Genomic DNA, 14,478 nt, shown 5'->3' with positions numbered 1-14,478 from the left:
AAGACCCACCTTCCACAACATTTTTAATATTGTATTTGACCAAGATTGAAATAGCAAATTCCCTAACAGTTCTTCTAAATACATTACCCTTTATGAAAAAATCCAACACATAGAAAGGACCACTCCCCTTCATAAAGGAAATGGTCGGTCTGTATTCATTCATTTCTGATTAATTAGATTACTTTTCTCTTCACAACAACGAAGGGCGCACGTTCATGTCCTATTAATGTTCTATCAGGTTTGACTATAACATCCTTATCGATAATCGCATGATCAATGGACGTGTTCTCATGAATGATCCCATTCTGCATAACAATGCTATTCTTCACAGATGCACCTTTACAGATACGGACTCCACGAAATAGAATCGAATTCTCCACGGTTCCTTCAATAACACATCCGTTTGCCACCATAGAGTTACTTGTATGTCCGCCAGCAATATGTCGAGCTGGAGGCTCATCTTTTATTTTCGTATAAATAAGACCTGGCTTAAAGAACAACTCTCTCCAGATATTCGGGTTTAGAAGATTCATACTATGCCTGTAATAGCTATTCAACGTATTAATAATACCTAGATATCCTTGATACGCATATCCATATATGTTCAAACGACCAATATTCGCCCGGATCGCATCCTTCATGAGACTGTGGTGACCTTCTGCCAACGATGTTTCTATTAAATCTAGCAATAAACTCTTCTTCAGAAAGAACATTTCCATGGATACTTTATCCCCATGTGGTGATGCATTCGGTTCCCACATCGAAGTGACTTTACCTTTATCATCCATCCCAATTCGAGTAGAGAATGAGTCAATATCGCTTGAGTCCTTATACAATATGGTGATATCCGCCTTAGTATCATTGTGGAATTCCTGTAATCCATTGAAATCAATATTGCAGACCATATAACTACGAGAGATCAACACATACTCCTCACTACTTCGATGTAGATAATCTCTATGTGCATTTAATGTATGTAAATCCCCATGGGTTGAGTCTAGCCCTTCTTTCATAGGAGGAAGAATAAATAAACCTGATCTTTTACGATCTAGATCCCATTCTTTCCCTGACCCTAAATGATCCATTAATGAGCGATATTTCGTGTGTGTGAATATGCCCACATTTGTTATACCGGAATTAACCATACTTGATAAAATAAAATCAATGAGACGGTACCGTCCCGCAAATGGAACAGATGCGATATTCCTGTGATACGTTAGCTCTTCTAACTGATCTGGTTCATTCACCATATTTATAATTCCCATCACATTCTTCATATCCCCATCTGCTCCTTTACGGTTAGAAACTCTGAAGGAATAGATTCATGGTTACCTACTAGCGTGACTTCCTCACTATCAGGTGAGCCCACAACACTACCATCCCCAATGATGGATCCCTCACCAACGATGGCCTTATAGATCGTGACATTCTCTCCAATTTTAGCGTTAGGCATAATAACAGAATCGGTAATAACGCTCCCTTTTCCAATCTCAACACCATAGAACAAGACGGAATGGTTCACTTCCCCGAATACAATGCAACCTTCATTCACCAGGGAGTTAGAAATAACTGCGGATTCAGCGATATATTGTGGTGGTTGATTCGGATTAAGTGAGTAGATTCGCCATTTGCGATCATGTAGATTCAATGTTGTCTCATCATCTAATAGATCCATATTCGCTTCCCATAAGCTATCAATGGTCCCAACATCTTTCCAATATCCTTCGAAAGGATAAGCTGTTAACTGTATGCCATCCTCTAACATGGCAGGAATAATATCTTTACCGAAATCATGACTTGACTTCGATTGGGCCGCATCATTCTCTAAGTATTGCTTCAGTGTCTTCCATGTGTAAATATACACGCCCATAGAAGCAAGATTACTTGTAGAATCTTCTGGTTTCTCTTTGAAATCAGTCACTTTATGGTTGTCATCCACACTTAGAATTCCAAATCGATTGACTTCTTTCCACCTTACACCAATGACAGCGATGGTGGCATCTGCCTTCTGTTCTTTGTGAAAACGTAACATGCGCTCATAGTCCATTTTATAAATATGATCTCCGGAAATAATGAGGACATATTCAGGGTTGTATTGTTCAATATAATCCATGTTCTGATAGATGGCATCTGCCGTTCCTTTGTACCAATCTCCACCTTTTCGCTTGATAAATGGTGGAAGAATAGATACGCCACCTTCTTTTCGATCCAAATCCCATGGCTTCCCAATCCCGATATAGCGATTCAATGCTTGAGGATGATATTGCGTTAAGACACCCACTGTATCTATACCTGAGTTCGTGCAATTGCTAAGCGTGAAGTCAATAATACGGTACTTACCTCCAAAGAATACCGCAGGTTTAGCAATCTTCTTAGTCAACTTCCCTAAACGTTTACCCTCGCCTCCAGCTAACAGCATGGCAATACATTCTTTATTCTTCATCACATGACCCTCCCTCTCAAGAAACGAATGCTTGTCTGGCTTATCACAGCCATCTGAGTACGTCCCTATTGAATAACCTATGAGATCAATACGAGCTTTGCAGGAAAGATAGATATGACTAACTAAGCTTGTTCTCGTCTTAAGATCATTCTATGTGCATTGATTGATGTTAAGTTTCTTCGACTTAAGATCATTCTATGTATATGAAAAAGTGGACATGAATATGTCTGGCAGTGTGTATTTCTCCTGCCAGACATATTTTTGCATATATACGCTATTCCTCTGTGGAGGGTCTATGATTAGAGCGTCTAAGATTCTGTTTGAGATGGGGTGACTTGACGGTTCGTCATTCTTGATCTCACAAGAAGCGCAGAACAGATTAGCGCTGCACCATTAATAATAAATATCCACCGAATAGGTAGCCACGTCCCTAACAATCCACCAATAATCGGTCCAGCCATCGTTGCCATCTGAGAAGCAGATTGATTCAAGCTAAATGCCCTACCGCGAAAACTTGAATCTGTTACATTTACAATCAATGCATTAATAGTTGGATACACGGCTGCAAAGAAAAGCCCATACACAAATCGAAGTACTCCGAACCCGATATAACCTGTCACAAAAAACTGCAATATATTCCCTAGACCTCCGCCGATCAGTCCAAGAAATAACACTTTCACGTATCCAATCTTTCTTCCTATTCTCGCCCACTGCGGAGCCATGATAATGGTTGCGATCCCAACAGCAGAGAATATAATTCCTGAAGTACGTGAAGCATTCTCCTTCGCAACCCCCATGTCCATGACATACACCGTAATGAGAGGTTCCAGAATCATAACCGAGAATGTTGTAATGAATACGAGCCCCATCAAAGTCATAAATGTGGTGTTCTTCGCCGCCATCTTCAGATCGTCCCTAACATGAGACCGGACAGCGTTACGATCGAAATTATGTTCTTTGGCAAAAAAGGTCGCAATCAACGCGGAGACTAATACGATGATGCTAGAGAATAGAAATGCATTCCGATTTCCGTAATAATGACTTACAAATCCTCCGATTAGGGGACCCAGAATACTTCCTGTTGCTCCAGCAGTAGACATAATTCCTAATGCATACCCCGTCTTATCTTCTGGTGTATTTGTTGCCACCAACGCAATTGCCGCAGGGACGAACCCAGCGAGTAACCCCTGCAACACTCTTACTCCTAAGAACCAATAGGGATCCGTTACGAAATAATTCAATAAGTATAATGCCGCAAGACTAAACCCTGACCGAATCAACATCGGCTTACGCCCATACTTATCTGCTAGAGAACCCCAGAATGGAGAGATCAATGCGCTAGCTAGGAAGGTGATTCCGAATGCCAATCCTGACCAAATCTCTATATTCGCTTCCACTCCAAGTTCCGTATTCAGAAATATGGGAAGAAAGGGAATGGATATTGAATAAGCTGTGCTACAAAAGAACACACCCACCCAGAGGACAACTAAGTTCCTTTTCCATAGAAATGTCATGTTTACTCCTTTCATATCGTATTTGATGTAGCTTACTTCTCGTATGTCATATGAAAGATTCCCATCACAATTGGCAACATTAGGTACTATTCTACTCCTATCCTGCTGGAATCACTATACTATTAAGTCCGATTTCGATTCATTATTCTGTTCAAGGGTACAAATATATAAGAAGTAACGCTCAGAAACTGTTATAACAGGTGGAGGGTCAGGAATCGGGCAGGCAACAGCCAACCGTTTCGCCAAAGAAGGTGCAACGGTATGTCTGCTGGATCGCACTCCGAAACATGCGGAAGAAAGAAAACGTATAATTGAAGCTAACGGGGCACAGGCCTTTGTCTACGAATGTGATATATTCAATCCTCAGATGATAGAACAAGTATTATTATCACAAGTTCCGTAAATGGGAACCGTATTTTCTCAGGAGTTGGATTCTCTACTTACGCCTCAACCTAGGTAGCTCAAGTGGCATTTATGAAAATGGCCGCACTTGAACTTGCACAATATCGCATCCATGTTATATATACGGTGCAGAATCACTACTTCGCGGATAAGATACAAGAAAAGAAAGTAGCAAAAAGGGTTGGTAGGCCAAGGTAATTCCTTGATCTGCCAACCCTTTTTTGTATATTTAAGATACATTTACTTTCTATGTTTTATTTCAACAAATAAAATTTCACTAACTGAAAATAGGTTTCATCCGATAATAAATAGATAGAATAAATAGATAGAAAGTTTAAAGGGGAGCAGATCATGCCGACACTATCTAAAAAAGTACGACATTTTCTACAAAATATAAAAATCACTCAGCAACTCATCACGATGCTAGTATTAATTATGCTAGTAAGTATTGTAGCAGCAGTCACTATCATTACTCAGAATCGGACAGTTGCACGCGAGATTACCTCATTAGAATCCGCGTCTGAACAAGAACGAGAATTTCTTGCTGTCGTAGAAACGATGCAGCGGGATTTATTATGGATGGTTGATGTCTTAGAGACAGGAAATAGAGACTTTCTAGATCCTTTACAAGATGATATCCTTGCTCTTCCGAAACAATTGGAGACTTTAACTGTACACTTCAAAGCTTTCGATGAGTCGTTGAATCTGACAGATGCTAAATTTTCAAATTATATTAAGATTCTAAATAGCGTATATACGACGCTTGAGGAGGCACACCCTCAGATCACAATAGAGCAATCAGCTATGTCTAAAAGCTTATTAAAGCAGCATCTGTTGAATACCTACACATCTGTACTGTCTGAGAGTAGAACCATGTTGAATGCCAAATTTACAGGTGTCATCAAAGAGATTCAGGCCAATCTAAGTACCAATGTGGCCCAAGCCAATTTGGCCATGTATCTTGACAGCTTCCTCCTAATTGTTCTCCCATTTTTGATGATTATGAGCTTTCTTACTAAAGTTCGTTCGGGATTAGCAGGGATTATGAAACGAATAGCTTCCTATCAGAAAGGCGACTTTACCTATGTTAGCACTTTAGACCGTGGAGATGAGTTCGGAATGATTGACCAGACACTTTCTGTCATGGGTGCTAATCTTCAGAATACCATTCAATCTACGATCGATGTTAGCAACAATGTGTTGGAACAATCCCAACGTATGGAGAACATTGCACAAGATAATAAGAACGCTTCTCTTTCCGTAAGAATGGAGATTGAAAGTAGCATTCAAGGACTCTCCTCTCAACTTAATGAGACAACATCGATATCCGCTGTCACGGAGCAAGTATCTGCTAGTTCACAGCAAATCACAGCATCTAGTGAATATATTAATAGCAACATGCAGAACATGAAGGTATCTTCGCAATTAGGGTTAGGTCGTATGAATGAAGTCGTTGAATTAGTGGATCGAACTGGCCTAGAGTTCGATCAGTTAATGACCGTATTTGATACAATGACAGAGAGATATAATCATATTGAACAGACGCTTACCGGTATTCGAGATATGAATACACAGACAAGTCTATTATCTCTGAATGCATCGATAGAAGCAGCTAGAGCTGGTGAGCATGGGAGAGGTTTCGCTGTTGTAGCTGATGAGATCCGCAAACTATCCGAGAATACGAAATCACTATCAGAGGAAATTAATAAAGACTTAGTACTTATACACTCGAATATGAATTCATGCGGTCAAAGTCTGGGAGCCTTCTCACAGGTTATCCGGGAGACTAAGGCGATTTCCGAAGAATCTAGCACCACATTCCATGAACTAGAGTCCCAAAGTTCCACTCTGGCTGACCAAGTTAGCGAAATAACCGTCGCGATTGCTGAGATTTCCAGCAGTATGAATCATATTGTCTCTTCAGTAGAACTATTATCTACCTCTTCTTCTGAAGTCAACACGCGTATGGAACATGTTAATGATATATCCCAAGATCAGAATCAAATTTCGGAGCAATTAGTTGAATTGACCCAGACATTAAAGGATGCTTCTAATCACTTGAAAGAAAATACCTCTGCATTTACAGTATAACCAAGTAAAAACGGCATTTAAATAAATAGAACCGGCCAATGCGCAAGTATGCTGCGTTAAGAGGGAGGCCGGTTCTTTTTTTTCTAAACTTCTAGCTGTAATACTTCTAACCCTATGCTTCTACTTTCCGGTCTATGAGCTTCACCATAATGTATAAGAAGGCTAAAGAGCATCCTAACTCAAAGACGAATGTACCTATAAATTCCCATGAGAAATATACGGGACTATAATTAACCTGTGTTGATATCCCATTCACTACAGCATCAGATTCACCTAATAATATTCGAAACATTCCCCACCCAGCTTCTCCAAAGAGGCGATTCTCTATCCAAGCTAGCCCATTCTTGATTAGGAAAAAGGCCACAATTCCGATCCAAAAGCTACCCTTATTACGAATACTAGTAGTAATGGTCACCGCTAAGAAGATAACAATTACAACATAAACAAACATCCAGAACACACTTAATACTGACATGATCGCATCCGTAGGATATAATCTAAATAGTTCCTTAATTGCTTCTAGATTACCTACAGTCGATAGAAATGCGAAGCCATGAATGGTAAAAACAAGACTCAATATCAACATACATATACCACCCATGATAATCGGTGAAAGAATAGATTTTAACGTATGAACCGGTAATAACTTGCGATGATAAGCTTTGAGATTATAACTATAGGTACGAATTGTCGTTGTAAACAGAATAACGCCAGCGATAACATAAGCTAGAGCACTTAATACTAGTTTTATTTCCGTATTATTAATAAACAACATCATCGATATCTGTGCAAGGATTAGAACCGCCCCAATACCTAATAGCCTAGCTCCATTACGTTTGAAGTCATACTTCAACAATTTCATCATTCTGCATACACCTCTTTAAACATGTCATCAACACTTTTACCATATTTAATCCGTATATTCTCTACCTCTTCATGCATAACAATCTCTCCTTCACGGATAAAGACGACTTCATCAAAGATCCGTTCAATATCACGCACAAGATGTGTAGAGATCATAATGCTACTGTCTTCATTGTAGAACTCTACAATCGCATCTAAGATCTTGCCACGAGCGACCGGATCTACGCCACCAATGGGTTCATCGAGTAAGAATAGCCGTGCATTACGTGATAATGCCAACGTGAGTTGTAGACGTTCACTCATCCCCTTCGATAATACGCTAACACGATCACTTTCGTTCAACTTCATGAATTGCAGCATTTCCCGAGCTTTTGAACTATCGAAATCGGCATAGAAATCTTGAAAGTAAGCAATTGCATCTCGTACTTTCATCCACGACTCCGTCAAAGGTCGGTCTGGCATGAAAGATACTAATTCTTTACTCTTCAATCCTACAGGCATCCCCGCAACCGTTACTGTTCCTTTCGTTGGCTGCAACAACCCAGAGACCATCTTCATCAACGTACTCTTACCACTGCCATTACTTCCAAGAAGACCTACGATCTTCCCAGGTCCGATTTCAAGAGATACATCATCTAATGCACGCTTAGAACCATAATATTTAGTAACACCGTTCATTTGCAATAAGTTACTACTCACGATGATTTGCTCCTCTCTCTTGATTTGCCGTGGGGGCTTCCGTTATCGCCTCAGTTACAATAGTTACAATATCTTGCTCTGCAAATCCAAGCTCCTGCATACCGTGTATAAATCGATCTAATAACTCGCCCGCCATTTCTTTCTTAATCGCCATAATTTTGGACTCCTCACTTGTTACGTATCTTCCGAGACCACGTCTCGTCTCAACAATCTCTTCACGCTCTAGTTCCTGAAAGGTGCGTTGAATCGTATTCGGGTTAATCTGTAATTCAGCTGCTAATTCACGAACCGAAAATATTTTGTCTCCTGCCTTCAATGTGCCTGTTACAATCTGTCTCTTGATGTAATTCATGATCTGTAAATAAATCGGCATATTATTATCAAATTCAATACTCACAATTGGCGTATCTCCTTTCATTTATGTTGTATCACTGTTATAGCTAAATAGTACACTATGAATGCAGTGTTGTAAAGTCCCTTTTTTCCTAATTCAGGGATTTCACTAATTTATTAATAAAAGTAATCCTCATCGCCAAACAGCCAATGATGTCGTTCAGTTCAGCAGTCAAATAAGAATACAATCATCAACTATATTCTAAGTATTTCGCTTATAATAGCCACATGTTATAATGGCTCTGTATTTGCGAATATTTGTTCCACCATTGTAGAAATGATAAGAACTAGGGAGAAGATTAGACTTGGAAACAAAGCTCAAACAACCGACGCAAGAAGTCGTAGATGTCTGCCTGCTAGCAGGCAAGATTATGCTCCAAAGCGGAGCAGAGACCTATCGAGTAGAAGATACTATGGCTCGTATTGCATCCTCTTCGGGGTTCCCCAACTCGCATAGTTATGTAACACCAACTGGAATCTTATTTCAAGCAGATAGTGATGAATCTGCAAAGATGGCTCGAATCGTGGAAAGAACCACTGATCTTCATAAAGTAATGGCTGTGAATGGTGTCTCAAGACAACTCAGTACCGGCGAGATTACTATTTCTGAAGCGAAGCCTCTTCTTCTCCAGATCGATGCAGAACCTCATGCTTTCTCGATATGGTATCGCATTATTGCAGCAGCGATAGCAAGTGGTTGTTTTACAATTATGTATCAAGGTGTATGGCTCGATTTCATTCCAGGAATTATTTGTGGGGGAATAGGGTATTCTGCATTTGTCTATTTGCATCGTTTAGTAAAGGTTAAATTTTTTGCAGAACTAATGGCGTCTTTCCTTATTGGAGTTGTAGCATTCTTTTTAACTTCTAAAGGATTTGGACAAACAATAGATCGAATTATTATAGGTTCCGTCATGCCGCTTGTGCCTGGTCTACTCATTACGAATGCAGTACGTGATTTAATGGCGGGACATCTTGTATCAGGGATATCCAGAGGAGCAGAAGCATTTCTAACCGCTTTTGCAATTGGTACCGGTATTGCAGTTGTTTTCACCATTTTTTAAATTGAAAGAGGTCATTCTATGATTGAACAATTAGTAACATGTTTTATTGGTATCGCAGCCTTTTCCATGCTCTTTAATGCCCCGAAGCGCTCGCTAATCCAGTGTGGTTTAGTGGGTATGATCAGTTGGATGGCTTATATTATCCTTCTTGAACATGTAGACTCCATCCTTGCTACGCTTGTTGCTACCTTCATCGTTGGGGTCATTAGTCAATTATTTGCTAAATATTATAAAATGCCAGTCATTATATTTAGTGTATCTGGTATTATGCCCTTGGTTCCCGGTGGACTAGCCTATGATGCGATGCGTAGATTTGTACAAAATGATTATAATGAAGCGATTCACTTCGCCGTTCAAGCCTTCATGCTCTCGGGTTCGATTGCCATTGGATTGGTTCTATCCGAAGTATTGAATCAAACCATACGTAAGAATAAACCCGTAGCCTGAAAGAAACAGATGTCTCTAGTAGATATCTGTTTTTTTATTGTCATTATTTTAGCTACATTTCTATTGACTTCGACAATGATAATCATTATCATTATTCTAGTATCAGAAATAGGGATATCTTCACTTTCCTTCATATCTACATATTCAATTAAATATATAAAAGGCGGGGTACAAGAATGTTAAAGAAAAGTATTTTACCAAAAGGGAAACTTGGATTAGTTCTGATGAGTACGTTAATTGCTGCTATCATGTTGACGGCTTGTGGAGGTAATAATGAAGCAACAACGAATGTAACTCCACCAGCTACTACAGAAGATACTACACCGAAAAGTAGTGAGCCTGTAACTCCAGTTGAGAAAACAGTAACCGATGCTATGGGACATACCGTAGTTATTCCAGCTAACCCACAACGAATTATTGGTTCCTATCTTGAAGATCATCTGGTGACGCTTGGAGTTACTCCTGTAGCTCAATGGTCCGTAGCTAACGGGATACAGGATTATCTAGCGACTGGGTTAAAGGATGTTCCTACCATTAGCTACGATTTACCTCCTGAATCCGTTGCAAGCTTCACACCTGATCTTATCATCATTAAAGATGAGTCTTCCGTGCAGAATGGTTTGTATGATCAATATGCCAAAATAGCTCCTACATACGTTGTAGGAACCGAAGTTGCTGCCGATTGGAAGAAAACACTCACTACCATCGCTGATATTCTAGGCAAGTCTGAAATAGCTGAGCAATCCATTAAAGATTATGATCAAAAGGTAGCCGATACCAAAGCAAAACTTAGTGAATCTGTCGATCAAGAATCTGCTGCTATTCTATGGCTGACTGGAAAACAATTCTTCTTAGTGGATGAAACATTATCTAGTGCTAGTGTCTTGTATGCTGACTTGGGTATGAGTCCTCCTAATTTAGTAACGGAGATCCCTCAAGCTAGCAAAGCAACTTGGAATCCTATCTCGCTTGAGAAGCTTGCGAAGTTAGATGCAGATCATATCTTCCTTCTTAACAGTGATAAAGGGCAAGCAGATGATACGACAAAGAGTTCCATCTGGACGAATCTCCCTGCTGTAAAAGCTGGTCATATCTATGAGTTAGATTCCAAGAGTAGCTGGTTATACAGCGGTTATCTCGCTGGCAAACAAGTCATGGATGATACCTTAAAATTCCTTACGAAATAATATAATTAAATATATCCTACACAATTAAAGGAGCTATCTCCCAAGTAGATTAATCTACTTGAGAAATAGCTCCTTTTTGTGATAGCTTCTACTGTTTAGATAACATATATAGAAAATACGGGGCCCCGATCACCGCCACCACAACGCCAGCTGGAATCTCTATCGGTTGTAGTATGGCTCTTCCTAACGTATCCGCAAGAATAAGCATGAAGGCACCCACTAAGGCAGAAGCAGGTAATAAATACTTATGCTGTGGGCCAATAATACGCCGGGCAAGATGCGGACCGATTAACCCAACAAAGGCGATGCCTCCACTAACGGATACACACGAAGCTGCTAATGCCACGGCCACAGCGAGTAGCTTAAGACGTTCTTTCTCAACAGGTACACCTAGACCAACAGCAAGCTTGTCACCCAGATTTAGAACATCTAACACTCTAGCCTTATAGAACACATAAGGAAGAAGAATAATGAGCCACGGCAACAATACCAGGACGAACTCCCAACTACTTCCCCATATTCTTCCTACCAGCCAGACCGCAATCATATCGTAATTGTTGTTGCTAAGTCGAAGCGACAACATCGTTAGAAGAGCACTAAGACCTGCTGAAACGGCAAGACCCACTAGAACGAGGCGAACAGGAATCAGACCGTCCTTTTTACTATAAGCTAAGACATAAATAATTGTCCCCGTAATACTTGCACCAATGAAGGCTGCAACCGGCATCCAAAATGTCACTTGGACATTAATCGGGAAGAAAGAGATAAATATAACTACAGCTAATCCAGCTCCCATTGTAATACCGAGTAGTCCCGGATCAGCTAATGGGTTACGGGTTACCCCTTGCAGTATACAACCCGATACAGCAAGACCCGCTCCTACTAGAATTGAAATAATGATCCTTGGGAGCCTGAATTCGAATAAGATTAACTCCTGATAATCTGTCCCCGTTCCAAAGACGGTATGTAACACATCAAGCGGTGATAATTTAGATACACCCGTATTCATACTAATGATAAAAGTAATCACAATGAGAATGGCGAGTACGAGCATTGTCATTAAACGGTGTTTCTTCTTCTTCACTTCTTGTGACTGCATGAACTTATGCATACTCATGAGAGATTCCTCCCTTCCTTTCGTGCCACATAAAGAAAGAACGGAACACCAATCATCGCGAATATAGCTCCAATAGGAGATTCGAATGGAGCATTAATCATTCTTGCACCTATATCAGCGATCGTTATGAGTAGTCCTCCAACAACCGCTGAACACGGAATAATCCATCGATAATCCACACCTACCATGAATCGTACTAAGTGGGGAACCACCAATCCTACAAAGGCGATCGGCCCAGCAACGGATACAGATACTCCAGCTAAGATAAGAACGATAAGCGCTCCTAATATTTTAACTAACGTCATTCGTTGTCCTAGACCTTTAGCAACGTCATCTCCTAGGCTTAATATGGTAATAGAACGAGATAGAAGAAGCGCTCCGATCAATCCAAGAATAATCCATGGCGTCATCATTTCTAAATGTGACCACTTCACACCAACCATTCCCCCAGAGAACCAGAAGGCTAGATCCTGACTCAATTTTGAAAAAATAGCTATACCTTCACTAAGAGCAGTGAACAATGCACTAACTGCAGCTCCAGCAAGTACTAAGCGTACTGGTGTCATTTTTTTTCGCGATAGAGCTCCTATACCATAGACTAGCACCACACTCATAGTTGCTCCAACGAAAGATAACAAGATCGTCCAATTGAAAGAAATTCCCGGAAAAAAGGCAAAACAAACGGACACCATAAAAATAGCACCTGCATTCAGACCTAGAAGTCCCGAATCTGCCATAGGGTTCCTCGTCATTCCTTGCATCATAGCCCCCGCAACGGCAAATCCAGCTCCAACTAAGACGTCTGCCAAGGCCCTTGGAATACGTAATTCATGAATAATCGTGTGATCTGAATTACTCGAATTGTAATGAAAGATAGCCTCCCATACCGTATGAAGCGGAATCGTGACTGCACCCACCGAAATCGATAGTAACAATCCTAGAATCAGAACAATTATGCCTGCTATGAGCACGAAGGTTGCCATTCTAGGGCGTGTACGAATGGGTGTGTTTGAAGATTGTTTCTTTTCAGTTATAGATTTTGACATACTGTTTCCCTCTTCTATCTATATATAGCTTTAGTATTAATGCATTTCAATATTGATAATGATTATCACTAAACAGTGTATCAGTTGATTATCCTAGTGTCCATGTTTAATATGAATCACTACCTTTTTACATCCAATTAATCAAAAATATAGGGTCTAGCCAAAATGAAAATAGAACGTATAATAGAATGAGATTCAATTCTAAGGAGGAACATCATCATGTCAACAAGTAAAGCCAAAAAAATAAGACAGAAACTCGAGAAACAAGGTAAAGTCAATCCAGAGTTACTACGAGGATCTTGGCTAGGTGTCAATCCCACCGTCAAGATCATGCCTACGCTACAACAGAGACGTACACAACTTCAACATAAACACAAAAGGAATCCAGCTCATGACAGCAGCGATTCCTTTTGTATTTATTTTATCAATATCCGAGAAATCTCTTCGTAACAATCCACAGTATAATGAGGAACATGTTCTGATTCTGGTTGAATATGCCTATGGTTAAACCAGATCATCGTCCACCCTGCATTTAATGCTCCCATGACATCATTACGCCAAGAATCTCCGATATAATAACATCGATTAGCCGTCGTACCTGTGACCTTATTCACATGATCAAATAATCTTGCATCTGGCTTATCAATACCCACACCGCCTGATACGAAAATATGATCCGCTGCTATGATGTTTTCAAGAGATAATGATCGTATTTTGGCCATCTGATGCTCTTGTGGTCCATTCGTGATTAATCCCACTACAACACCATCCGCCTGCAAACGTTTAATTAATTCAACGGCCCCAGCAAAAGGTTTAATCTCAAACTGCTTCCCTAAATACTGCGCCTGTATATTCTCTGCTTGTTCACGACTAATTGAAATACCAAACTCTTCAAGTGCGAGGATATAACGCCTTCTCCTCATTTCTGCCATAACATCCATACCTTGTTCAGTATTGACTTCCCTATTCTGCTCCGTTAAGAGATCACTGTAATATCTTACCCGATGGTACACAGCTTCATATGGGAAATCATCGTCTAACACAAGCTCATGTTGTAATGCATATCGAAGCGGATCCAAATGATCATATATTGTATCATCCACATCGAAAAAGACCCCTATAGGCAAGTTTTCTCGTTCCATAATAACTATTCCTCCTTACACACATATATAATCAATCCAATCTGTTTACCTTGATGTTCAACCTGCACT

At 40.1% G+C, this 14,478-nt stretch carries 14 protein-coding genes and 1 pseudogene; 6 read left to right on the top strand and 9 right to left on the bottom strand.

Features of this window, described 5'->3' with window-relative positions; translation table 11 throughout:
• Positions 1-173: 173 nt before the first annotated feature.
• The 3 genes from glgD to AC1D69_RS06555 form a co-directional block, all read right to left on the bottom strand.
• Entirely contained in the window at positions 174-1,277 is a 1,104-nt protein-coding gene (glgD, locus tag AC1D69_RS06565; protein WP_495455346.1) for a glucose-1-phosphate adenylyltransferase subunit GlgD, read from the bottom strand.
• Positions 1,274-2,443 (bottom strand): glucose-1-phosphate adenylyltransferase, encoded by a 1,170-nt coding sequence (locus AC1D69_RS06560; protein WP_495455345.1) that lies wholly within the window; start codon positions 2,441-2,443, stop codon positions 1,274-1,276. Before AC1D69_RS06560 ends, glgD begins: the two co-directional genes overlap by 4 nt.
• 308 nt (positions 2,444-2,751) lie before the next feature.
• Positions 2,752-3,957 carry an MFS transporter gene (locus tag AC1D69_RS06555; protein WP_495455344.1) on the bottom strand — a complete coding sequence of 402 codons (1,206 nt, stop codon included), beginning with the start codon at positions 3,955-3,957 and terminating at the stop codon, positions 2,752-2,754.
• A 193-nt stretch (positions 3,958-4,150) separates the two neighbouring features.
• On the opposite strand from AC1D69_RS06555, the pseudogene AC1D69_RS06550 reads away from it, so the two are divergent.
• A pseudogene (locus AC1D69_RS06550) lies at positions 4,151-4,476 on the top strand (SDR family NAD(P)-dependent oxidoreductase); the annotation flags it as partial.
• A 234-nt stretch (positions 4,477-4,710) separates the two neighbouring features.
• Positions 4,711-6,450: a methyl-accepting chemotaxis protein gene (locus tag AC1D69_RS06545; RefSeq protein WP_495455343.1), complete on the top strand. Its 1,740-nt coding sequence runs from the start codon at positions 4,711-4,713 to the stop codon at positions 6,448-6,450.
• A gap of 112 nt (positions 6,451-6,562) precedes the next feature.
• Here AC1D69_RS06545 and AC1D69_RS06540 read toward each other — a convergent pair whose 3' ends face one another.
• Genes AC1D69_RS06540 through AC1D69_RS06530 form a run of 3 tightly spaced genes read right to left on the bottom strand, consistent with a single transcriptional unit; the run spans position 6,563 to position 8,410 of the window.
• On the bottom strand, positions 6,563-7,315 hold the full coding sequence (locus AC1D69_RS06540; protein WP_495455342.1) for a hypothetical protein: 753 nt from the start codon (positions 7,313-7,315) through the stop codon (positions 6,563-6,565).
• Positions 7,312-7,992, bottom strand: coding sequence for an ABC transporter ATP-binding protein (locus AC1D69_RS06535; protein WP_495455674.1), 681 nt, complete (start codon positions 7,990-7,992; stop codon positions 7,312-7,314). Before AC1D69_RS06535 ends, AC1D69_RS06540 begins: the two co-directional genes overlap by 4 nt.
• Positions 7,993-8,005: 13 nt before the next feature.
• Positions 8,006-8,410 (bottom strand): GntR family transcriptional regulator, encoded by a 405-nt coding sequence (locus AC1D69_RS06530; protein ID WP_495455341.1) that lies wholly within the window; start codon positions 8,408-8,410, stop codon positions 8,006-8,008.
• Positions 8,411-8,777: 367 nt separating this feature from the next.
• Here AC1D69_RS06530 and AC1D69_RS06525 point away from each other — a divergent pair, with 367 nt between their 5' ends.
• The 3 genes from AC1D69_RS06525 (at position 8,778) to AC1D69_RS06515 (ending at position 11,104) form a co-directional block, all read left to right on the top strand.
• Positions 8,778-9,470 (top strand): threonine/serine exporter family protein, encoded by a 693-nt coding sequence (locus AC1D69_RS06525; protein ID WP_495455673.1) that lies wholly within the window; start codon positions 8,778-8,780, stop codon positions 9,468-9,470.
• Between the two features lie 18 nt (positions 9,471-9,488).
• Positions 9,489-9,917, top strand: a complete 429-nt coding sequence (locus tag AC1D69_RS06520) for a threonine/serine exporter family protein (RefSeq protein ID WP_495455340.1) — start codon at positions 9,489-9,491, stop codon at positions 9,915-9,917.
• Positions 9,918-10,093: 176 nt separating this feature from the next.
• Positions 10,094-11,104 carry an ABC transporter substrate-binding protein gene (locus AC1D69_RS06515; protein WP_495455339.1) on the top strand — a complete coding sequence of 337 codons (1,011 nt, stop codon included), beginning with the start codon at positions 10,094-10,096 and terminating at the stop codon, positions 11,102-11,104.
• Between the two features lie 88 nt (positions 11,105-11,192).
• On the opposite strand, the gene AC1D69_RS06510 is transcribed toward AC1D69_RS06515, so the two are convergent.
• Positions 11,193-12,215 carry a FecCD family ABC transporter permease gene (locus tag AC1D69_RS06510; RefSeq protein WP_495455672.1) on the bottom strand — a complete coding sequence of 341 codons (1,023 nt, stop codon included), beginning with the start codon at positions 12,213-12,215 and terminating at the stop codon, positions 11,193-11,195.
• 2 nt (positions 12,216-12,217) lie between these two features.
• A complete protein-coding gene (locus tag AC1D69_RS06505; protein ID WP_495455338.1) occupies positions 12,218-13,267 on the bottom strand; it encodes a FecCD family ABC transporter permease in 1,050 nt (349 codons plus the stop codon).
• Between the two features lie 219 nt (positions 13,268-13,486).
• Here AC1D69_RS06505 and brfA point away from each other — a divergent pair, with 219 nt between their 5' ends.
• Positions 13,487-13,717: a ribosome rescue factor BrfA gene (gene brfA, locus AC1D69_RS06500; RefSeq protein ID WP_495455337.1), complete on the top strand. Its 231-nt coding sequence runs from the start codon at positions 13,487-13,489 to the stop codon at positions 13,715-13,717.
• Here the strand turns inward: brfA and AC1D69_RS06495 are convergent.
• Positions 13,684-14,409, bottom strand: a complete 726-nt coding sequence (locus AC1D69_RS06495) for an HAD family hydrolase (protein ID WP_495455336.1) — start codon at positions 14,407-14,409, stop codon at positions 13,684-13,686. The two genes, brfA and AC1D69_RS06495, sit on opposite strands and share 34 nt — an antisense overlap.
• Positions 14,410-14,478 lie beyond the last annotated feature (69 nt).

The sequence above is a fragment of the Paenibacillus sp. Y301 genome (assembly GCF_059445505.1).
The sequence above is the reverse complement of the archived record's forward strand: the minus strand, read 5'-3'. Positions and strand labels throughout refer to the sequence as shown.